At 70.3% G+C, this 19,541-nt stretch carries 20 protein-coding genes; all 20 read left to right on the top strand.

Translation table 11 applies throughout. The annotated features are described in order from the left end of the window. The first annotated feature begins 57 nt into the window (after positions 1–57). The 20 genes from pyrR to BN2660_RS14025 all read left to right on the top strand — a co-directional run bounded on the left by pyrR (position 58) and on the right by BN2660_RS14025 (position 19,541). A complete protein-coding gene (gene pyrR / locus BN2660_RS14120) occupies positions 58–588 on the top strand; it encodes a bifunctional pyr operon transcriptional regulator/uracil phosphoribosyltransferase PyrR (protein WP_091233340.1) in 531 nt (176 codons plus the stop codon). Continuing rightward, positions 585–1,550, top strand: coding sequence for an aspartate carbamoyltransferase catalytic subunit (locus BN2660_RS14115; protein WP_091233337.1), 966 nt, complete (start codon positions 585–587; stop codon positions 1,548–1,550). Before pyrR ends, BN2660_RS14115 begins: the two co-directional genes overlap by 4 nt. Further along, positions 1,547–2,851: a dihydroorotase gene (locus BN2660_RS14110; protein WP_091233335.1), complete on the top strand. Its 1,305-nt coding sequence runs from the start codon at positions 1,547–1,549 to the stop codon at positions 2,849–2,851. The genes BN2660_RS14115 and BN2660_RS14110 overlap by 4 nt, the downstream gene beginning before the upstream one ends. Then, a complete protein-coding gene (locus tag BN2660_RS14105; RefSeq protein ID WP_091233332.1) occupies positions 2,848–3,384 on the top strand; it encodes a PH-like domain-containing protein in 537 nt (178 codons plus the stop codon). The genes BN2660_RS14110 and BN2660_RS14105 overlap by 4 nt, the downstream gene beginning before the upstream one ends. Then, complete coding sequence (gene carA, locus BN2660_RS14100; RefSeq protein WP_091233329.1) at positions 3,381–4,547, top strand: glutamine-hydrolyzing carbamoyl-phosphate synthase small subunit; 1,167 nt, start codon at positions 3,381–3,383, stop codon at positions 4,545–4,547. The genes BN2660_RS14105 and carA overlap by 4 nt, the downstream gene beginning before the upstream one ends. Next, positions 4,547–7,834 (top strand): carbamoyl-phosphate synthase large subunit, encoded by a 3,288-nt coding sequence (carB, locus tag BN2660_RS14095; RefSeq protein ID WP_091233326.1) that lies wholly within the window; start codon positions 4,547–4,549, stop codon positions 7,832–7,834. Before carA ends, carB begins: the two co-directional genes overlap by 1 nt. Further along, positions 7,831–8,676, top strand: coding sequence for an orotidine-5'-phosphate decarboxylase (gene pyrF / locus BN2660_RS14090; protein ID WP_091233323.1), 846 nt, complete (start codon positions 7,831–7,833; stop codon positions 8,674–8,676). The genes carB and pyrF overlap by 4 nt, the downstream gene beginning before the upstream one ends. After that, on the top strand, positions 8,669–9,577 hold the full coding sequence (gene gmk / locus BN2660_RS14085) for a guanylate kinase (protein ID WP_091233320.1): 909 nt from the start codon (positions 8,669–8,671) through the stop codon (positions 9,575–9,577). Before pyrF ends, gmk begins: the two co-directional genes overlap by 8 nt. A 109-nt stretch (positions 9,578–9,686) precedes the next feature. Then, positions 9,687–9,944, top strand: a complete 258-nt coding sequence (gene rpoZ, locus BN2660_RS14080) for a DNA-directed RNA polymerase subunit omega (RefSeq protein WP_091233318.1) — start codon at positions 9,687–9,689, stop codon at positions 9,942–9,944. Positions 9,945–10,036: 92 nt separating this feature from the next. Further along, positions 10,037–11,230 (top strand): methionine adenosyltransferase, encoded by a 1,194-nt coding sequence (gene metK / locus BN2660_RS14075; protein ID WP_091233315.1) that lies wholly within the window; start codon positions 10,037–10,039, stop codon positions 11,228–11,230. 13 nt (positions 11,231–11,243) lie between these two features. Continuing rightward, complete coding sequence (locus tag BN2660_RS14070; RefSeq protein WP_091233312.1) at positions 11,244–13,199, top strand: primosomal protein N' family DNA-binding protein; 1,956 nt, start codon at positions 11,244–11,246, stop codon at positions 13,197–13,199. A 54-nt stretch (positions 13,200–13,253) separates the two neighbouring features. Then, positions 13,254–14,174: a methionyl-tRNA formyltransferase gene (fmt, locus tag BN2660_RS14065; protein WP_091233309.1), complete on the top strand. Its 921-nt coding sequence runs from the start codon at positions 13,254–13,256 to the stop codon at positions 14,172–14,174. Between the two features lie 128 nt (positions 14,175–14,302). After that, on the top strand, positions 14,303–15,688 hold the full coding sequence (locus tag BN2660_RS14060) for an RsmB/NOP family class I SAM-dependent RNA methyltransferase (RefSeq protein WP_091233306.1): 1,386 nt from the start codon (positions 14,303–14,305) through the stop codon (positions 15,686–15,688). Positions 15,689–15,692: 4 nt separating this feature from the next. After that, entirely contained in the window at positions 15,693–16,373 is a 681-nt protein-coding gene (rpe, locus tag BN2660_RS14055) for a ribulose-phosphate 3-epimerase (protein ID WP_091233303.1), read from the top strand. Beyond that, complete coding sequence (locus tag BN2660_RS14050) at positions 16,370–16,633, top strand: phosphoribosyl-ATP diphosphatase (RefSeq protein ID WP_091233300.1); 264 nt, start codon at positions 16,370–16,372, stop codon at positions 16,631–16,633. Before rpe ends, BN2660_RS14050 begins: the two co-directional genes overlap by 4 nt. 38 nt (positions 16,634–16,671) lie before the next feature. Next, positions 16,672–17,511: an ATP phosphoribosyltransferase gene (gene hisG, locus BN2660_RS14045; RefSeq protein ID WP_091233298.1), complete on the top strand. Its 840-nt coding sequence runs from the start codon at positions 16,672–16,674 to the stop codon at positions 17,509–17,511. After that, positions 17,511–18,272 (top strand): imidazole glycerol phosphate synthase subunit HisF, encoded by a 762-nt coding sequence (gene hisF, locus BN2660_RS14040; RefSeq protein WP_091233293.1) that lies wholly within the window; start codon positions 17,511–17,513, stop codon positions 18,270–18,272. Before hisG ends, hisF begins: the two co-directional genes overlap by 1 nt. Beyond that, on the top strand, positions 18,269–18,661 hold the full coding sequence (gene hisI / locus BN2660_RS14035; protein WP_091233289.1) for a phosphoribosyl-AMP cyclohydrolase: 393 nt from the start codon (positions 18,269–18,271) through the stop codon (positions 18,659–18,661). Before hisF ends, hisI begins: the two co-directional genes overlap by 4 nt. Next, entirely contained in the window at positions 18,658–19,248 is a 591-nt protein-coding gene (locus BN2660_RS14030; RefSeq protein ID WP_091233286.1) for a Trp biosynthesis-associated membrane protein, read from the top strand. Before hisI ends, BN2660_RS14030 begins: the two co-directional genes overlap by 4 nt. Positions 19,249–19,295: 47 nt before the next feature. Further along, a complete protein-coding gene (locus BN2660_RS14025; protein WP_091233283.1) occupies positions 19,296–19,541 on the top strand; it encodes an HGxxPAAW family protein in 246 nt (81 codons plus the stop codon).

Below are 19,541 nucleotides of genomic sequence, written 5' to 3'. Positions count from 1 at the left end.
CTGGTTTCGTCAAGCAACCTTTAACACCGTCCTGTGAGGCGGAGAAGGGAGCGGCTGATGAGTGCACGCACCGTCCTGCACGAAGCCGATATCTCGCGGGCTCTGACCCGTATCGCACACGAGATCCTCGAGTCGAACCGAGGGGCTGAGAACCTCGTCCTGCTGGGCATCCCGACCCGCGGCGTCACTCTCGCCCGTCGCCTCGCCGCCGTCATCGGCGAGATCGCCGGCACGTCCATCGCCGTCGGCGCTCTCGACGTCACGATGTTCCGTGACGATCTCGCCAAGCATCCGACGAGGTCGCCGAGACCGACCGACATCCCCGCTGGCGGCATCGACGGCAAGACCGTCGTCCTCGTCGACGACGTCCTGTTCTCCGGTCGCAGCATCCGCGCGGCGCTCGACGCACTGCAGTCGATCGGCCGACCGGCGATCGTGCGGCTCGCCATCCTCGTCGACCGCGGCCACCGCGAGCTCCCGATCCGTCCCGACTTCGTGGGCAAGAACATCCCGTCGTCCCGCCTGGAGCGCGTCAACGTGCGGCTGACCGAGGACGACGGCGCGGAGGAGGTGACGATCGAGGCATGAGGCACCTTCTGGACACCCGCACCCTCGACCGCGAGACGGCCCTGCGCATCCTCGACGTCGCCGAGGACATGTCGGACACGCAGTCGCGTGAGATCAAGAAGCTCCCGACGCTCCGGGGGAAGACGGTCGTCAACCTGTTCTTCGAGGACTCGACCCGCACCCGCATCTCCTTCGAGGCCGCTGCGAAGCGCCTGTCGGCGGACGTCATCAACTTCGCCGCCAAGGGATCGAGCGTCTCCAAGGGCGAGAGCCTGAAGGACACCGCCCAGACGCTGCAGGCGATGGGGGCGGATGCCGTGGTCATCCGCCACCCCGCCTCCGGCGCGCCGCAGACGCTCGCGACCAGCGGCTGGATCTCGGCCGGCGTCGTGAACGCCGGCGACGGCACGCACGAGCATCCGACCCAGGCGCTCCTGGACGCGTTCACCATCCGCAAGCGGCGCTTCGGAACGGAGAGTCGCGGCCGCGACCTGTCCGGCATCCGCGTCGTGATCGTCGGGGACGTGCTGCACTCGCGCGTCGCCCGCTCGAACGTCTGGCTGCTCGCCACCCTGGGAGCGCAGGTCACCCTCGTCGCGCCGCCGACCCTCGTGCCCCAGAACGTCTCGCTCTGGCCCGTGCGCGTCGTGTTCGACCTCGACAGCGCGCTCGCGGACGGTCCGGACGCCGTCATGATGCTGCGCATCCAGCTCGAGCGCATGAACGCCGCGTATTTCCCCACTGAGCGGGAGTATTCCAGGCGATGGGGTCTCGACGCACTGCGAGTGGCCGGCCTTCCGGACGGTAGCATTGTGATGCACCCCGGACCCATGAACCGCGGCTTGGAGATCTCCTCCGAAGCTGCCGATTCCCCGCGCTCGACCGTGCTGGAACAGGTGACGAACGGGGTGTCCGTCAGGATGGCGGTGCTGTACCTGCTGCTGGCAGGAGAACGAGACGACGAACGAGGGGGAGACCAGTGAGCGAGACCCTCGTCATCACCGGCGCACAGCTGCTCGGTGCCGAGAGCGCCGACATCATCGTGGAGGACGGCCGGATCGCCGAGATCGGGTCGGGTCTCAGCCGGACCGGCGCACGCGTGATCGACGCGGCGGGCCTCGTGGCCCTGCCGGGCCTCGTCGACCTGCACACGCACCTCCGCGAGCCCGGATACGAAGCCTCCGAGACGATCCTCACCGGCACCCGCGCCGCGGCAGCCGGTGGTTTCACCGCAGTCTTCGCGATGCCGAACACGTCGCCGGTCGCCGACACCGCCGGCGTCGTCGAGCAGGAGCTCGCCCTCGGCGAGGCCGCGGGCTATGCCACCGTGCAGCCGATCGGCGCCGTCACGGTGGGGCAGAAGGGCGAGCGGCTCGCCGAGCTCGGCGCGATGGCGACATCGCGGGCACAGGTACGCGTCTTCAGCGACGACGGCTTCTGCGTGTTCGATCCGCTGATCATGCGCCGGGCTCTCGAGTACGTGAAGTCGTTCGACGGCGTCATCGCCCAGCACGCACAGGATCCGCGCCTCACGGAGGGCGCCCAGATGAACGAGGGCACCGTGTCTGCCGAGCTCGGCCTCGCCGGGTGGCCGGCCGTGGCCGAGGAGTCGATCATCGCGCGCGACGTGCTCCTCGCCGAGCACGTGGGGTCGCGCCTGCACGTCTGCCACCTGTCGACCGCGGGATCCGTCGACATCATCCGCTGGGCGAAGAAGCGGGGGATCGCCGTCACCGCCGAGGTCACGCCGCACCACCTGCTGCTCACGGACGAACTCGTTCGCGGCTACGACGCCCGTTACAAGGTCAATCCGCCGCTGCGCCGCGAGGAAGACGTCCTGGCGGTGCGCGAAGGGCTCGCCGACGGCACGATCGACATCGTGGCGACCGACCACGCCCCGCACCCGAGCGAGCACAAGGCGTGCGAGTGGCAGGCGGCCGCGAACGGCATGGTCGGTCTCGAGAGCGCGCTGCGCGTCGTGCACCAGTCGATGGTGCAGACCGGCCTCATCGGCTGGCAGGACGTGGCGCGGGTGATGAGCGCCGCGCCGGCGAGGATCGGTCGTCTCGACGGGCACGGCACACCGCTCGAGGTGGGCGCTCCCGCCCAGATCACGCTGTACGACGCATCGGCCGCCGGCGTCTTCACCGAGGCCGACCTGCACGGGCGCAGCGTGAACTCGCCCTACCTCGGACGCGATCTCCCGGGTCGCGTGGAATACACGGTGCACGGAGGCACGCTGACGGTCGTCGGCGGCTCCGTGGTCGAGGAGCTGAACGCATGATCCCCCGCGAACTGGCCATCGCCCTCATGATCGCGCTGGCAGCCCTCGTGCTGCTCAGCATGCTGTTCGCGTGGCGACGACGACTCCGACGCGACGCCGGACTCGCAGCGCCGCTCGGTGTGCCGGAGCACGCGGAGGTCCTCGACCGCCACGGGGTCCTGTACGTGTCGACCACCAAGCACGACCAGCCGCTCGAGCGCCTCACCATGCCGCCGCTGGCGTACCGGGCGAGGGGCGAGGTGGCCGTCACCGATCGCGGACTCGCGCTTTGCCTCGACGGCGCACCCACCGTCTTCCTCGCCTCGTCGCGTCTCACCGCCGTCGACCGGGCGACCGTCACGATCGACCGCGTCGTCGAACCGGGCGGCCTCGTCCGAGTGGCCTGGAACGTCGACGACGACACGGTCGTCGACTCCTACCTCCGCCTCACCGACGGCGACCCGAACACCTTCATCTCTGAACTGCAGCGACTCGTCCCCGCTTCCGGCGCATCGGACGACACCGCCGCCCCCGACACAGGAGCAACGTCATGACCTCTTCGACACGCTCAGGGAGCCAGCTCCCCGAACCCGCCGTCCTCGTCCTCGAAGACGGCACCCGTCACGTCGGCCGTGCCTACGGCGCGCTCGGCACCACCCTCGGCGAGGTGGTCTTCGCGACCGGCATGTCCGGCTACCAGGAGACCCTGACCGACCCGTCGTACGCAGGGCAGATCGTCCTGCAGACGGCGCCGCACATCGGCAACACCGGAATGAACGACGAGGACACCGAGTCCCGCCGCATCTGGGTCGCCGGCTACATCGTGCGCGACCCCTCGCGGGTCGTGTCGAACTGGCGGGCGAACGCGTCGCTCGACGAGGTCCTCGTACAGGACGGCATCGTCGGCATCAGCGGCATCGACACCCGGGCGATCACGCGCCACATCCGCTCCGCGGGCTCGATGCGCGGCGGCATCTTCTCGGGCGAGGCCGCGCGCATCGCCGAGGAGGAGCAGGTGCGCATCGTGCGCGAGGCGCCGCAGATGGCCGGGCAGAACCTGTCGGCACAGGTGTCGGTCGAGGTCGCCACGGTCACGCCTGCGGTGGGCGACAAGGTCGGCAACCTCGCGGTGCTCGACCTCGGAGTCAAGCAGGCCACGATCGACAACCTCGCCGCTCGCGGCTTCGAGGTGCACGTCCTCCCACAGGACGTGACGATCGACGGCATCCGCTCGATCGACCCCGTCGCGGTCTTCTACTCGAACGGTCCGGGCGACCCTGCGGCGTCGGGCGACCACGTCGAACTCCTCCGCTCGGTGCTCGACGACGGACTCCCGTTCTTCGGCATCTGCTTCGGCAACCAGCTGCTGGGCCGCGCTCTCGGCCTCGGCACCTACAAGCTGCCCTTCGGCCACCGCGGCATCAACCAGCCGGTGCTCGACAAGTCCACCGGCCGCGTGGAGATCACCGCGCACAACCACGGGTTCGCGGTCGAGGCTCCGCTGGACGGATCGTTCGACAGCCCGAACGGGTACGGCAAGGTCGAGGTCAGCCACGTCGGCCTCAACGACAACGTGGTCGAGGGCCTCCGCGCGCTCGACATCCCGGCGTTCTCGGTGCAGTACCACCCGGAGGCGGCCGCAGGCCCGCACGACGCCAACTACCTCTTCGACCGGTTCCGCGACCTGGTCCTCGCCAGCCAGAAGGACGCCAAGTAATGCCCAAGCGCGACGACATCAGCTCCGTTCTCGTCATCGGCTCCGGCCCGATCGTCATCGGTCAGGCCTGCGAGTTCGACTACTCAGGCACCCAGGCCTGCCGTGTGCTCCGCGAGGAGGGCGTCAGGGTCATCCTGGTGAACTCCAACCCGGCCACGATCATGACCGACCCCGACTTCGCCGATGCGACGTACATCGAGCCGATCACCCCCGAGGTCATCGAGACGATCATCGCCAAGGAGAAGCCCGACGCCATCCTGCCGACCCTCGGCGGGCAGACCGCACTCAACGCCGCCATGGCGCTGCACGACCGCGGCATCCTCGAGAAGTACGACGTCGAGCTCATCGGCGCCAAGGTCGACGCCATCCGCAAGGGCGAGGACCGGCAGATCTTCAAGGAGCTCGTGCTCGAAGCGGGCGCGGACGTCGCGAAGAGCGTCATCGCGCACACGATGGACGACCTCCTGGCCGGTGCCGAGAAGCTGGGCTACCCGCTCGTCGTCCGGCCGTCGTTCACCATGGGCGGCCTCGGCTCCGGATTCGCCTACGACGAACAGGATCTGCGCCGCATCGGCGGCGCCGGCCTGCGCGACTCGCCGACCACCGAGGTGCTCCTGGAGGAGTCCATCCTCGGCTGGAAGGAGTACGAGCTCGAGCTCATGCGCGACACCGCCGACAACACGGTCGTCGTCTGCTCGATCGAGAACGTCGACCCGGTCGGCGTGCACACCGGTGACTCGATCACGGTCGCCCCGGCGCTCACGCTCACCGACCGCGAGTACCAGAAGCTCCGCGACATCGGCATCGACATCATCCGCGCGGTGGGCGTCGACACCGGCGGCTGCAACATCCAGTTCGCAGTGGATCCGGCCACCGGACGGATCATCGTCATCGAGATGAACCCCCGCGTCTCCCGCTCCAGCGCGCTCGCATCGAAGGCCACCGGCTTCCCGATCGCGAAGCTCGCCGCCAAGCTCGCGCTGGGCTACCGCCTCGACGAGACCCCGAACGACATCACCGGCGTGACCCCGGCGAGCTTCGAGCCCACGCTCGACTACGTCGTCGTCAAGGTGCCGCGCTTCGCGTTCGAGAAGTTCCCCGCCGCCGACGCGACCCTCACCACCACCATGAAGTCCGTGGGCGAGGCGATGGCGATCGGCCGCAACTACGCGACAGCGCTGCAGAAGGCGCTCCGCTCGCTCGAGAAGCGCGGCTCCAGCTTCCACTGGGGCACCGAGGACCGCTCGGTCGAGGAGCTGCTCGAGATCTCGCGGATCCCCACCGACGGACGCATCGTGACCCTGCAGCAGGCGCTGCGCAAGGGCGCGACGATCGAGCAGGCCTTCGAGGCGACGGCGATCGACCCCTGGTTCCTCGACCAGATGGTGCTCATCAACGAGGTCGCCGAGATCGTGCGCACGGCTCCCGAGCTCGACGCGGCGACACTTCGCTACGCCAAGGAGCACGGCTTCTCGGATGCGCAGCTCGCCGAGCTGCGGGGTGAGAAGGAGGCCGAGATCCGCGGCGTGCGCCACGGCTTCGGCATCCGCCCCGTGTACAAGACGGTCGACACCTGCGCCGGCGAGTTCCCGGCGCTCACGCCCTACCACTACTCGAGCTACGACTTCGAGACCGAGGTCCAGCCGTCCGACCGCACGAAGGTCGTGATCATCGGCTCCGGCCCGAACCGCATCGGTCAGGGCGTCGAGTTCGACTACTCGTGCGTGCATGCGTCGTTCGCGCTGTCGGATGCCGGCTTCGAGACCGTCATGGTGAACTGCAACCCCGAGACCGTGTCGACCGACTACGACACGTCCGACCGCCTCTACTTCGAGCCGCTGACCCTGGAGGACGTGCTGGAGGTGCTCGACGCCGAGGCGGCGAGCGGCACGATCCTCGGAGTCGTGTGCCAGCTCGGCGGCCAGACCCCCCTGGGTCTCGCGAAGGGCATCGAGGCCGCAGGCTACACCGTGCTCGGCACGAGCCCCGAGGCCATCGACATCGCCGAGGAGCGAGAGCTGTTCTCGCAGCTCCTCGACTCGGCGGGTCTGCTCGCCCCCCGTCACGGCACCGCGATCGACGCCGACGGCGCGGTCACGATCGCCGAGGAGATCGGCTACCCCGTTCTCGTGCGTCCGAGCTTCGTGCTCGGCGGCCGCGGCATGGAGATCGTCTACAGCTCGGAGTCCCTGCGCGACTACTTCGTGCGCACCGCGGGGGAGGTCGTGATCGAGGAGGGCAAGCCCCTGCTCGTCGACCGCTTCCTGGACGACGCGATCGAGCTCGACGTCGACGCACTGTACGACGGCACCGACCTGTACATCGGCGGCGTCATGGAGCACCTGGAGGAGGCCGGCATCCACTCCGGCGACTCGAGCTGCACCCTGCCCCCCGTGTCGCTGGGACGCACCGACATCGATCGCGTCCGCGAGGCGACCCTGGCGATCGCCGAGGGAGTCGGCGTGCGCGGCCTGCTGAACGTGCAGTTCGCGATCAGCGCCGGCGTGCTCTACGTCATCGAGGCGAACCCGCGCGCCAGCCGCACGGTCCCGTTCGTGTCGAAGGCGCTGGGCATCCCGATGGCGAAGGCCGCCAGCCGCATCATGGTCGGGTCGACGATCGCCGAACTCCGCGCCGAGGGCATGCTGCCCGAGCAGGACGGTTCGCGGGTGCCGCTCGACGCGCCGGTCTCGGTCAAGGAGGCCGTGCTGCCGTTCAAGCGCTTCCGCACCGCTGACGGCAAGACCGTCGACTCCGTGCTCGGCCCGGAGATGCGCTCGACCGGCGAGGTCATGGGCATCGACCGCGACTTCCCGACCGCCTTCGCGAAGAGCCAGGCTGCGGCGTACGGTGGCATGCCGACGTCGGGCACGGTCTTCATCTCCGTCGCGGACTCCGACAAGCGTGCCGTGATCCTGCCCGCGCATCGCCTCCAGCAGCTCGGCTTCACCATCGTGGCGACCGAGGGCACGGCCGAGATCCTCTCGCGCAACGGCATCGCGGTCACCGTCGTCGAGAAGTACAGCGAGACGCAGGAATCGGGTGCGCGGAACATCGTCGACCTCATCAACGACGGGGAGATCGACATCGTCGTGAACACCCCGTCGGGTGGCGCTGCGCGTGCCGACGGCTACGAGATCCGCGCGGCGGCTGTGGCCGCCGACAAGGCGCTGTTCACCACGATGGCCGTTCTCGGCGCCGCGGTGAGCGGAATGGATGCCGCGCACGAGGGCTTCGAGGTGAAGAGCCTCCAGGAGTACGCCCTCGACCGCAGGGCCGCAGTGTGAGCGAACACTTCGGTGAGCGGGTCCGCGCAGTCCTCGACGCGCGCGGGCCCCTCTGCGTCGGCATCGATCCGCACGAAGGCCTCCTGGTCGACTGGGGGCTCGGCGTCGACGCAGCGGGCGTGCGTGAGTTCGGGCTCCGCACGGTCGAGGCCGCCGCGGGTCGGGTCGGGATCGTCAAGCCCCAGGTGTCCTTCTTCGAGCGCTTCGGATCCGCGGGCTTCGCCGCGCTCGAGGAGGTCATGGCCGTTGCACGTGCCGCAGACCTCCTCGTGATCGCCGACGCCAAGCGCGGCGACATCGGCTCGACGATGGACGCCTACGCCGCCGCATGGCTCAGCCCGGGGTCGCCTCTCGAGGCCGACGCTCTCACCGTGAACCCCTTCCTCGGTGTCGGAGCGCTCGACGGCGCGTTCCGAGTGGCCCAGGAGCACGGGAAGGGACTCTTCGTCCTCGCCGCCACGAGCAACCCGGAGGCCACCGTCCTGCAGCGGTCGGTGTCGGTCAACGGTCGCGCCGTCTCCGCCGACATCGTCTCCGTGGTGTCCGCTCGCAACGCCGAGCAGGTCACGCCGGGGGAGTGGGGGAGCTTCGGCTTCGTCATCGGTGCGACGGTCGACTGGACGGATGCGGGCATCGCGGCCTTCACGCCACCCACACCCATCCTCGCTCCGGGCTTCGGCGCTCAGGGCGCCACGCCGGACGATCTCCGCCATCGGTTCGGCTCGATGAGTCGCTCCGTCATCGCGAGCGAGAGCCGCAGCATCCTCTCGGCCGGTCCTGCCGGGCTCGCCGAGGCCATCGACGCCCGCGTCGCGCAGTACAGGGAGGTCGATCGTGGCTGAAGCTCGTCCGGTACCCGAGGTCGACCGCGCCGCCGCGGCGCGCAAGGCGGTCGAGCGCCGCCGTGCGCGCGCGTCGCTCAAGCGCGATCTGACGACGCGCGTGGTGACCCCGCAGAAGGTCCTCGCGAAGGCCGTGGCCGATGCCGACTCGGTCGAGGGCTCGATGCGGATCACCGACTTCCTGCTCGCCCTCCCGGCGATCGGGGCGGGCAAGCGCGACCGCATCCTCGACGAGCTGGGGATCTCTCCCGTCAAACGCCTGGGCGGACTCGGCGTGCGGCAGCGCGTCGCACTCTCGCGGTGGCTCGACGGGCGTTTCCCGGTGCTCGAGCCGCGAGGCGCCCGCAGCCGACTGCTCGTGCTCGCCGGTCCGACCGCCGTGGGCAAGGGCACCGTCGCAGCGCACATCCGCGAGCACAACCCCGAGATCCACCTGTCGGTCTCCGCGACGACACGCCCGCCCCGTCCCGGCGAGATCGACGGGGTGCACTACTACTTCGTCGACGATGCCGAGTTCGATCGGCTGATCGCCGACGACGAGCTGCTCGAGTACGCGGTGGTGCACAACCGCTCGCGCTACGGCACGCCGAGGGCCCCGATCGACGCCGCCCTCGCCGCGGGGAAGACCGTGCTCCTGGAGATCGACCTGCAGGGCGCACGGCAGGTGCGCAAGGCGGAGCCGTCGGCGACGCTCATCTTCCTGCTGCCCCCGACGTGGGACGAACTGGTGCAGCGACTGGTCGGTCGTGGCACCGAGGGCGCGGAGGAACGAGCCCGGCGACTCCGCACCGCGAAGGTGGAACTGGCGGCTCAGAACGAGTTCGACCACCTCATCGTGAACGAGGACGTCGCCGCGGCAGCCGCCGAGGTCGTAGAATTGTCTTCAAGCTCTGCGCGCTGACACGATTCCGAGGCTCTCGCAGCACCTGGGTCCCTGAGCTTGTCGAAGGGTCGCGCGCCTATTGCACCGTCTTCGCGACGATCCCGTCGCCTGATCAGGAGGTCTCATCATGGCCGGACACCACAACAACGGCATCATCGATCCCCCCATCGACAACCTTCTCGACCGCGTCGACTCCAAGTACGAGCTCGTGATCTACGCCGCCAAGCGCGCCCGCCAGATCAACGACTACTACTCCGACCTGCACGAGGGCAACCTCTTCGACAACGTCGGCCCGCTCGTCGACTCGTCGGTCGAGGACAAGCCGCTCACCATCGCTCTGCACGAGATCAACGAGGACAAGCTCCGCCTCCGTCACGCGGAGTGACCTTCGATGACCGTGCCGCCATCTGATGTCGGCGGCACGGTCCAGACTGGGGATCACCCCCTTCCGTCGTACGATCCCGTTCTGGAGCACTGATGAGCGCCCTGCGTCTGTTCACGTCCGAATCCGTCACCGAGGGGCACCCGGACAAGATCTGCGACCAGATCTCGGACAGCATCCTCGACGGGCTCATCGCGAAGGACCGGGATTCCCGCGTGGCGGTCGAGACGCTCGTCACCACGGGCCTCGTCCACGTCGCCGGTGAGATCCGGACCGAGGCGTACGTCGACATCCCGACGATCGTGCGGCAGGTCGTCAACGGCATCGGCTACACGTCGAGCGACACCGGCTTCGACGGCGACTCCTGCGGTGTGAGCGTGTCGGTGGGCGAGCAGTCCACGGACATCGCGCACGGCGTCGACAACGCCCAGGAGCACCGCGACGGCTCGTCGGTCGATCCCCTCGACGGGCTGGGCGCCGGCGACCAGGGCATCATGTTCGGCTTCGCCACGAACGAGACCCCGCAGCTGATGCCGATGGCCGCCTGGACGGCGCATCGCATCGCCGAGCGCCTCACCGAGGTGCGTCGTTCGGGTCTCCTGCCCTTCCTCCGTCCTGACGGCAAGACGCAGGTCACCCTGGGCTACGAGGGCTTCACGCCGAAGACGGTCGACGCGGTCGTGCTCTCCACACAGCACAACCCGGACATCTCACAGGACGACCTCAAAGCTCAGGTCCGCGAGCACGTCATCGACCCGATCCTCGCCGAGACCGGTCTCGAACTCGACGGCCTCACCTACTACATCAACCCGGCGGGTCCGTTCGTCACCGGCGGGCCGAAGGGCGACGCGGGTCTGACCGGCCGCAAGATCATCATCGACACCTACGGCGGTGCGGCTCGCCACGGCGGCGGCGCCTTCAGCGGCAAGGACCCGTCGAAGGTCGATCGCTCCGGAGCGTACGCGACGCGTTGGGTCGCGAAGAACGCGGTCGCCGCCGGGCTGGCGGACCGGCTCGAGGTGCAGGTCGCCTACGCCATCGGCGTGGCACGACCCGTCGGCCTCTACGTCGAGACCTTCGGCACCGGCAAGGTGTCGGACGAGGTGATCACCCGCGCGATCAGCGAGGTCTTCGACCTCCGTCCGCAGGCCATCATCGAAGAGCTCGACCTGCTGCGTCCGATCTATGCGCAGACCGCGGCATACGGGCATTTCGGGCGCGAGCTTCCCGAGTTCACCTGGGAGCGCACGGACCGCGCAGAAGAGCTGCGGCGCGCTGCCGGTCTCTGACGGGCCGACCGCCATGACGCAGAGCCGGCGCATCGCGCGCGTGCTCCTGGACTCGCCGCTCCCGCAGCTCGACAGGCTGTTCGACTACGCCCTCCCTCTCGAGCTGGGCGACGTACCGCTCGGCGTGCGCGTCCGAGTGCCGTTGCGCACGGCGGGACGAGTGGTCGACGGCTACGTCGTCGGGATCGGCTCCGAGGATGACGCCGACCGGCCGCTCTCCGAGGTGGAGAGCGTCGTCTCTCCCGTGTCGGTGCTGCCCGACAGGCTCCATCGTCTCGCGCGTCGGGTGGCCGATCGCGCCGCAGGATCGGAATCCGACATCCTGCGCCTGGTGATCCCCAAGCGCCAGGTGCGGGTGGAGAAGGCGTGGACCGACGATTCGACGCCCGTCGCTCCCGATGCGGACGCCCTCACCGCGGCGGATGATCTGATCGCCGCCTACGACGGCCTCGGAGAGGTGCTGGGCGGCGGAGGCCGTGCCGCCGTCGAGGCCATCCCCGTCGCACACGAGGGGGAGCAGGGATGGTCTGCCCTGCTCGCGGCCTCGGCAGCGCGGATGCTCGGCGACGGGCGCTCCAGCATCCTCATCGTGCCGGATCACCGCGATCTCGATCGCCTGCTCTCCGCGCTCGAGGTCCTGGTGCCTGCGGAGGCCGTGGTGCGCTACGACTCGCGCCAGACGAACCCCGAGCGCTACCGGGCCTTCCTGCGCTCCCTCGAAGACGCGCCGTGCATCGTCGTCGGCAACCGCTCGTCGGTGTACGCCCCCGTCCGCGCCGGGCTCGTCGCCGTCTGGGACGATGGCGACCCCCTGCTCGGCGAGCCCCTGGCGCCCTACGTCAACGCCAGGGACGCGGCCCTTCTCCGTCAGGAGCAGGAGGAGTCCGCGCTGCTCTTCGTCGGGCACACGCGCACGACCGACGTCGAGCGACTGGTGGCGCACGGGTGGCTGAAGGATGTCCGCGCCGCGCGTCGGGTTCTGCCGCGGATCGTGCTCAGCACTCCGCACGAGATGGAGCAGCCGACGGCCCAGCGGATGCCGTCCTCCGCGTTCCTCGCCGCGCGTAACGCCGCAGCCGACGGGCCGGTGCTGGTGCAGGTCTCCCGCCCGGGCTTCGCGCCCTCGCTCGTGTGCGCCGAATGCCGCGCCCCGGCTCGCTGCGCCCACTGCGGAGGCCCCCTCGGGGCGACGCATCGGGGCGCGGTGCCGGTCTGCGGCTGGTGCGGGCGGGGAGCGCGGGCGTGGGCGTGCCCCGCCTGCTCCTCGACGAAGCTCCGCCTCGCGTCATCCGGAAGCGAGCGCACCGCAGACGAGCTGGGCAAGGCGTTCCCCGGCGTCCGGGTCATCGTCGCCGACAGCGCCCACCCCGTCGAACGCGTCGCCGACAAGCCGGCGCTCGTCGTCGCGACGCGGGGCGCCGAGCCGATCGCGGACGGCGGGTACCGTGCGGTGGTGCTCCTCGACGGACCCCGGATGCTGCAGGCGCCCGATCTCCGCATCGGCGAGGCCTGCCTGCGCTGGTGGTCGAACGCGGCGGCGCTCGCGGCGCCCGGCGCGCCCGTGCACCTGGTCGGCGTCGACGGAGGCGTGGCCAGGGCGCTCGCGACCTGGACGCAGTCGACCTACGCGAGAGCCGAGCTGGCGGAGCGCGGGCCTCTGCACATGCCCCCGGCGGCCCGTGTCGCGCTCGTCGAGGGCACCACGGCCGCCGTCGCCCGCGGTCTGGCCGCGCTCGACGAGCTCGCGCTTCCGTCCGACGCGGTGCTGGGGCCGGTCCCCGTGGAGTCTGACGACGTCCCGCCTCGGGTGCGCGCGCTCGTGCGGTTCGACTACGGCGCGGGCACGAAGGTCGCGACCACGCTGCGCGCCGCCGTCGTCGCTGAAGCGGTGAGCTCGAGACGCGGCAGGGCCAGGTCGGCTCGGAGCCCGCTCACGGTTCGCCTCGATATCCTCGACCCAGAGCTCTGACCCGTACCGGTCACGGCTCTCCCGATCCACCTCGCATCCCTCCGGAGCACCTTCATGCGTCTCGTCTTCGCCGGCACACCCACCGCCGCGGTCCCCACCCTCCGTCGCCTCGCGACAGAGCACGACGTCGCCGCGGTCGTCACGCGCCCTGATGCGCCGCTCGGGCGCAAGAGGCAGCTGACGCCCTCGCCGGTCGCTCAGGCGGCGGCCGAGCTCGGACTGCCCGTCATCAAGGCCGCGCGGCTGGACGAGGAGGCCACCGCGCGCATCGAGGCCCTCGATGTCGAACTCGGCGTGATCGTGGCGTACGGCGGTCTCGTCCGCGAGCCGCTGCTGTCGACGCCGACGAAGGGCTGGATCAACCTCCACTTCTCGCTGCTGCCGCAGTGGCGGGGCGCCGCGCCCGTGCAGCGAGCGCTGATCGCCGGCGACGAGCAGCTCGGCGCCAGCGTGTTCCAGCTGGTGCCGGCCCTCGACGCGGGCGACGTCTTCGCGATGAGGACGGTCGACATCGCGGCCGACGCGACAGCGGACGCCGCCCTCGAGGCCCTCGCCGTCGACGGAGCGGAGCTCACGGCCGAGGTCGTCGCAGAGATCGCCGCCGGGACGGCGGTGGCCGTGCCGCAGGTCGGTGAGCCGACGCTCGCACCGAAGCTCACGCTCGACGACGGACTCCTGGACTGGAACCTGCCGCTGGCCGAGGTGTATGCACGCCTGCGCGGAGTGACGCCGGAACCGGGAGCGCACACGACTGTCGGCGGGCAGCGGGTGAAGATCCTCGAGGCACGGCCGGGCGCGAGCGAGCACACGCTCGTACACGGTGAGATCCGCCCGACCAAGGACGCCCTGCTCATCGGCACGGCCACGGATCCGCTCGCCGTCACCCGCGTGCAGCCGGCGGGCAAGGGGGCCATGAACGCCGTCGACTGGTGGCGCGGACAGCGCGGATCCGAGAGTCTGCGAGCCGGAGCGTGAGCGGCCCCCAGGACCGAGCGGGCAGAGCGGGATCCGGCCCGCGCACGCCCGGGCGCGCGCCGTCTCGGAATCAGCGCGGCGGTGAGGCGCGATCGGGCGCATCCCGCTCACCGCAGCGCACCCGCACCGTGCAGCCGGCGCGCCGGGTGGCCTACGACGTCCTCCGCGCCGTCTCGGAGTCCGACGCGTACGCGAACCTCATCCTGCCCACCGCCATCGCCGACGCGGGCCTGAACCCGCAGGATGCCGCGCTGGCGACCGAACTCGCCTACGGCACCCTCCGACGGCGGGGCACCTATGACGCGATCATCGCGACGGCTGCCGACCGGTCGGTCGACGACATCGACCCGGCCGTTCTCGACGCCCTCCGGCTCGCGACGCATCAGCTGCTCGCGACACGCGTGGCGTCGCACGCGGCGGTCAACGAATCGGTGAACCTGGCCTCGTCCGCGCAGGGGCGCGGCGCCGGGAGCTTCGCGAACGCCGTGCTCCGGCGGATCTCGCGGGAGACCCCCGGCGAGTGGCAGGAGCGCATCGAAAGCGCCGCCCGATCCGACGACGAGCGGCTCTCCCTGCGATCGGCGCACCCCGTCTGGGTCATCCGCGCCCTGCGGCGCGCTCTCGCCGCGGAGGATCGCGTCGACGAGCTCGAGGCGCTCCTCGAGGCGGACAACGTCTCTCCGGAGGTCACTCTCGTCGCGCTTCCCGGCCTGGCGGAGCCGGGTGAGCCCCGTCGGCCCTATGCTCCGACGGCCTACGGATCGCCGGGTGGTGACCCGCATCGGGTGATCGCGGCATCCGGAGGCACGGTGCGCGTGCAGGACGAAGGCTCGCAGCTCGTCGCGCTGGCCCTCGCCGGCGCCGCACCCATCCGCGAGGGGGAGCGCTGGCTCGACCTCTGCGCAGGACCCGGTGGCAAGACCGCCCTTCTCGCGGCGATCGCCCGGAGAAGCGGCGCGGCGCTCGAGGCGAACGAGATCGTGCCGACCCGGGCCCGGCTCGTGCGCAACGCGCTGAGGGCCGTTCCCGGTGACGTCGTCGTGCATGAGGAGGACGGCCGGTCCTTCGCCTCGTCGCGCCCGGGCGAGTTCGATCGCATCCTCGTCGACGCGCCATGCACGGGGCTGGGAGCGTTGCGCCGCCGCCCCGAGGCGCGGTGGCGCAAGTCCCCGGCCGATGTCGCCGAGCTCGTGCCGCTGCAGGTCGAACTGCTGACTGCGGCGCTCGACGCGCTCGCACCCGGCGGGATCGTCGCCTACGTCACATGCTCACCCCATCTCGCCGAGACGACGGGCGTCGTCCAGGAGGCGCTCCGCGGTCGCGACGACGTGAGCGAGCTCGACGCGCGCAGCGTGATGCAGTCGTCGGCGTCATCGCCGATGGACCTCGCCGACGACGGCTCGGGCCGGGTGCAGCTCTGGCCCCATCGCCACGGGACCGACGCGATGTTCCTGGCGCTCCTCCAGCGGAGCGCGACCCAGGTGGACGGCGACACCGCCGCGGAAGGAGACTAGACCCGTGGAACTTCCCGGCGCACCGCGCATCAACCCCAGCATCCTCGCCGCCGACTTCGTGAACATGCAGCGTGATCTCGCGAAGATCGCGACCGCCGATTTCGCGCACGTGGACGTCATGGACAACCACTTCGTGCCGAACCTCACGTTCGGTCCGCAGATGGTGGAGCGGATCCAGGCGACCAGCCCCATTCCTCTCGACGTGCACCTGATGATCACGGATCCCGACCGCTGGGCGCCCGGCTATGCCGAGATCGGCGCGGCGAGCGTGACCTTCCACCTCGAGGCGGCGGCTGACCCGATCTCGCTCGCGCGCCAGCTGCGGAGCATCGGCGCGAGAGCCGGCGTCGCGATCAAGCCCGACACTCCCGCCGAGGGGCTCTACAGCGTGCTCGAGGAATTCGATCAGATCCTCGTCATGACGGTCGAGCCCGGTTTCGGCGGGCAGGGATTCATGTCGGAGACCATGCCGAAGCTGCGCGCACTCGCGGACGAGGCGAGGCGTCGCGGATCGACGGTGTGGCTGCAGGTCGATGGCGGCATCTCCGACTCGACGATCGAGCAGGCGGCCGAGGCGGGCGCCGACACCTTCGTCGCGGGCTCCGCGGTGTTCGGTGCCGACGACGTCGAAGCCGCCGTCACCCGGCTCAGGGACCGCGCCAGAGCCGCTAGCCTGGAATCGTGAAGACTTTCGACGAGCTGTTCGCCGAGCTCAGCGTCAAGGCCGAGACCCGCCCCGAGGGGTCGGGCACCGTCGCGGAGCTCGACGGCGGCGTCCACACGATCGGCAAGAAGATCGTCGAGGAGGCCGCCGAGGTGTGGATGGCCTCCGAGTACGAGTCCGACGACGCGGCGGCCGAGGAGATCTCCCAGCTGCTGTACCACCTGCAGGTGATGATGATCGCGAAGGGCCTGACGCTGCAGGACGTGTATCGACATCTGTGATGCCCGCCATCACATTCGAATCGATCTGAAAGCTGTTCATGCTGCGCATTGCTGTTCCCAACAAGGGCTCCCTCTCGGAGACCGCCGCCGAGATGCTCGCCGAGGCCGGGTACGCCGGTCGTCGCGATCCCAAGACGCTCCACGTCGTCGACGCCGAGAACGACGTCGAGTTCTTCTTCCTCCGTCCCCGTGACATCGCGACCTACGTCGCCTCCGGCGCACTCGACGTCGGGATCACCGGTCGCGACCTGCTGCTCGACGTGCAGCAGCCCGCACGGGAGATCGAGCAGCTCGGCTTCGGCGGCTCCACGTTCCGCTTCGCGGGCGAACCCGGTCGTTTCTCGACGATCCAGGACCTCGACGGTGTGCGTGTCGCGTCCGCGTACCCGGGTCTGGTCGGCGCGTTCCTGCGCGAACACGGCGTGTCCGCCGAGCTCGTGCAGCTCGACGGCGCCGTCGAGTCGGCCGTGCGGCTCGGCGTGGCCGATGCTGTGGCCGACGTTGTGTCGACCGGCACGACGCTGCGCCAGGCCGGACTCGAGATCTTCGGTCCGGTGATCCTCGAGTCGGAGGCGGTCCTGATCAGCCGTCCGGGCGATGCCGAGGGCACCGAGACGCTGCTCCGTCGCCTCCGCGGCGTGATGGTCGCGCACCGCTACGTGCTGCTCGACTACGACCTCCCTGCGGAGCTCGTCGACCAGGCCGTCGCCATCGCGCCCGGCCGCGAGTCGCCGACGATCTCGCCGCTGCGCGACCCCGCCTGGGTCGCGGTGCGGGTGATGATCCCGAGGCGTCGGGTCAACCAGCTCATGGACGACCTGTACGCGCTGGGCGCACGGGCCATCCTCGTCACCGCCATCCACGCAGCAAGGCTGTGATGACGCTCGCCAGTCGCGTCATCCCGTGCCTGGACGTCGCGGCGGGACGCGTGGTCAAGGGCGTCAACTTCGAGAACCTCCGCGACATGGGCGACCCCGTCGAACTGGCCCGCCACTACGCGGCGCAGGGCGCCGACGAGATCACCTTCCTCGACGTCACCGCGACGGTCGACGCGCGGTCGACGACGTACGACGTCGTCCAGCGCACGGCCGAGCAGGTGTTCGTGCCGCTCACGGTCGGCGGGGGAGTGCGCAGCGTCGACGACGTGTCCCGCCTGCTGTCGGTCGGCGCCGACAAGGTCGGCGTGAACTCGGCGGCCATCGCCCGCCCCGACCTTCTCGGCGAGATCGCCGATCGCTTCGGCGCACAGGTGCTCGTGCTCTCGCTCGACGTGAAGCGCGCGGACACCACGCGCTCGGGGTTCGTGGTGACGACCCACGGTGGCCGGACGCAGACGACCCTCGACGCCCTCGACTGGGCGCGCGAGGCGGCCGAACGCGGTGCCGGAGAGCTGCTGGTCAACTCGATCGACGCCGACGGCACGAGAGACGGATTCGACCTGGAGCTGGTGTCGCTCATGCGCGAGACCTCGTCCGTGCCGGTGATCGCCTCGGGCGGTGCCGGCAAGGCGTCTGACTTCGCGCCGGCCATCAAAGCGGGGGCGGATGCCGTGCTGGCGGCGAGCGTGTTCCACACGGGCGCGCTGACGGTCGGCGACGTGAAAGACGCGCTGCGCGCAGAGGGAGTGCTGGTTCGATGAGCGACACCGAGCAGAGCGACACCGAGCAGAGCGACACCGTCGAGCAGCGCATCGCGCAGGTCGCCTTCAACGCCGACGGCCTCGCACCCGTCATCGTGCAGCAGTGGGACACCCAGGAGGTGCTCATGCTCGCATGGGTCGATGCGGAGGCGCTCCGTCGCACCCTGACCACCGGGCGTGCCGTCTACTGGTCGCGCTCGCGCCAGGAGTACTGGCGCAAGGGAGACACCTCGGGTCACATCCAGGTCGTGCACGAGGCCCGTCTCGACTGCGACGGTGACGCGATCCTGCTGCGGGTCGACCAGACGGGTCCGGCATGTCACACCGGCACGCGGACCTGCTTCGACACGACCGATCTCGGGGCCGTCGACGGCGAGTCCGTCCTATGACGCTGGTGCGCCGCGGCCGCTCGATCGCCGTTCTCGGCTTCTTGCTCGCGGGGGCCATCGGGATCATCGCGTCCACGCAGACCTGGCTGACCGTCGAGCGCGCCGACGCCGGCGAGGCGATCCTGGTGCCCGGCGCCTCCGCGCTGCCCCTCCTCGCCCCGCTCAGCCTCGCGGTGCTCGCCCTCGGGCTCGCGCTGTCGATCGTGGGCCCGATCGTGCGCCTGGTGCTCGGAGTGCTGGCGACCGCTGCGGCGCTGTTCCTCGGCTGGACGACGGTGCAGCTGCTGCTGTCGGAGCCGGTCGACGCGGTGGCGCCGACGGTGACGGAGACGACCGGACTCGCCGGGGACGCGGCGATCGCGGATGTGGTGCAGACGATCGAGCTGTCCGCCTGGCCCGTCGTGACGCTGATCGGCTGGGTCCTTCTGCTCGCGGTGTCCCTTCTCGTGCTGGTGACGGGGCGGTCGTGGAGGTCCGGTGGCCGTCGCTACCGCACGGACGCGGCGCACGAGACGCAGACCGCCGGCCCGGTCGACGCCATCGACTCCTGGGACGACCTGTCGCGCGGAACCGACCCGACACGCTGACCCCGATAGACTGAATCAGATCCCGCACGTCGTCCCCGGAGGAGACCATGACCAACCCGATCGCTGACCCCGGCCACGGACACTCGCCTGCAGCCTGGACGGCCGTGATCATCATGCTCGCCGGCTTCACGCTGGCGACGCTGGCCTTCTGCCTCGCCGAGTTCAGCCCGGTCTGGATCACCCTGATCTACGTCTTCGCGGCTCTCATCCCGATCGGCGCGATCGTGGGCTGGGCGCTCGCGCGTGCCGGGTATGGCGTGAAGGGCCCCAAGTACTCGCCGAAGGCGCACTAA

Origin of the sequence: Microbacterium sp. 3J1 (genome assembly GCF_001049495.1) — a bacterium.
Classification (GTDB): Bacteria; Actinomycetota; Actinomycetes; order Actinomycetales; family Microbacteriaceae; genus Microbacterium.
Note: the sequence above shows the minus strand (reverse complement) of the source record. Positions and strands in the feature narration are given on the sequence as shown.

What these genes read in the sequence shown, in the direction of transcription:
- BN2660_RS14030 (WP_091233286.1), top strand. Translation starts at nt 18,658, where the DNA reads ATGACGCTGGTGCGCCGCGGCCGCTCGATCGCCGTTCTCGGCTTCTTG.
- BN2660_RS14105 (WP_091233332.1), top strand. Translation starts at nt 2,848, where the DNA reads ATGATCCCCCGCGAACTGGCCATCGCCCTCATGATCGCGCTGGCAGCC.
- rpoZ (WP_091233318.1), top strand. Translation starts at nt 9,687, where the DNA reads ATGGCCGGACACCACAACAACGGCATCATCGATCCCCCCATCGACAAC.
- BN2660_RS14070 (WP_091233312.1), top strand. Translation starts at nt 11,244, where the DNA reads ATGACGCAGAGCCGGCGCATCGCGCGCGTGCTCCTGGACTCGCCGCTC.
- BN2660_RS14025 (WP_091233283.1), top strand. Translation starts at nt 19,296, where the DNA reads ATGACCAACCCGATCGCTGACCCCGGCCACGGACACTCGCCTGCAGCC.
- hisG (WP_091233298.1), top strand. Translation starts at nt 16,672, where the DNA reads ATGCTGCGCATTGCTGTTCCCAACAAGGGCTCCCTCTCGGAGACCGCC.
- hisF (WP_091233293.1), top strand. Translation starts at nt 17,511, where the DNA reads ATGACGCTCGCCAGTCGCGTCATCCCGTGCCTGGACGTCGCGGCGGGA.
- carB (WP_091233326.1), top strand. Translation starts at nt 4,547, where the DNA reads ATGCCCAAGCGCGACGACATCAGCTCCGTTCTCGTCATCGGCTCCGGC.
- carA (WP_091233329.1), top strand. Translation starts at nt 3,381, where the DNA reads ATGACCTCTTCGACACGCTCAGGGAGCCAGCTCCCCGAACCCGCCGTC.
- metK (WP_091233315.1), top strand. Translation starts at nt 10,037, where the DNA reads ATGAGCGCCCTGCGTCTGTTCACGTCCGAATCCGTCACCGAGGGGCAC.
- fmt (WP_091233309.1), top strand. Translation starts at nt 13,254, where the DNA reads ATGCGTCTCGTCTTCGCCGGCACACCCACCGCCGCGGTCCCCACCCTC.
- BN2660_RS14115 (WP_091233337.1), top strand. Translation starts at nt 585, where the DNA reads ATGAGGCACCTTCTGGACACCCGCACCCTCGACCGCGAGACGGCCCTG.
- pyrR (WP_091233340.1), top strand. Translation starts at nt 58, where the DNA reads ATGAGTGCACGCACCGTCCTGCACGAAGCCGATATCTCGCGGGCTCTG.
- hisI (WP_091233289.1), top strand. Translation starts at nt 18,269, where the DNA reads ATGAGCGACACCGAGCAGAGCGACACCGAGCAGAGCGACACCGTCGAG.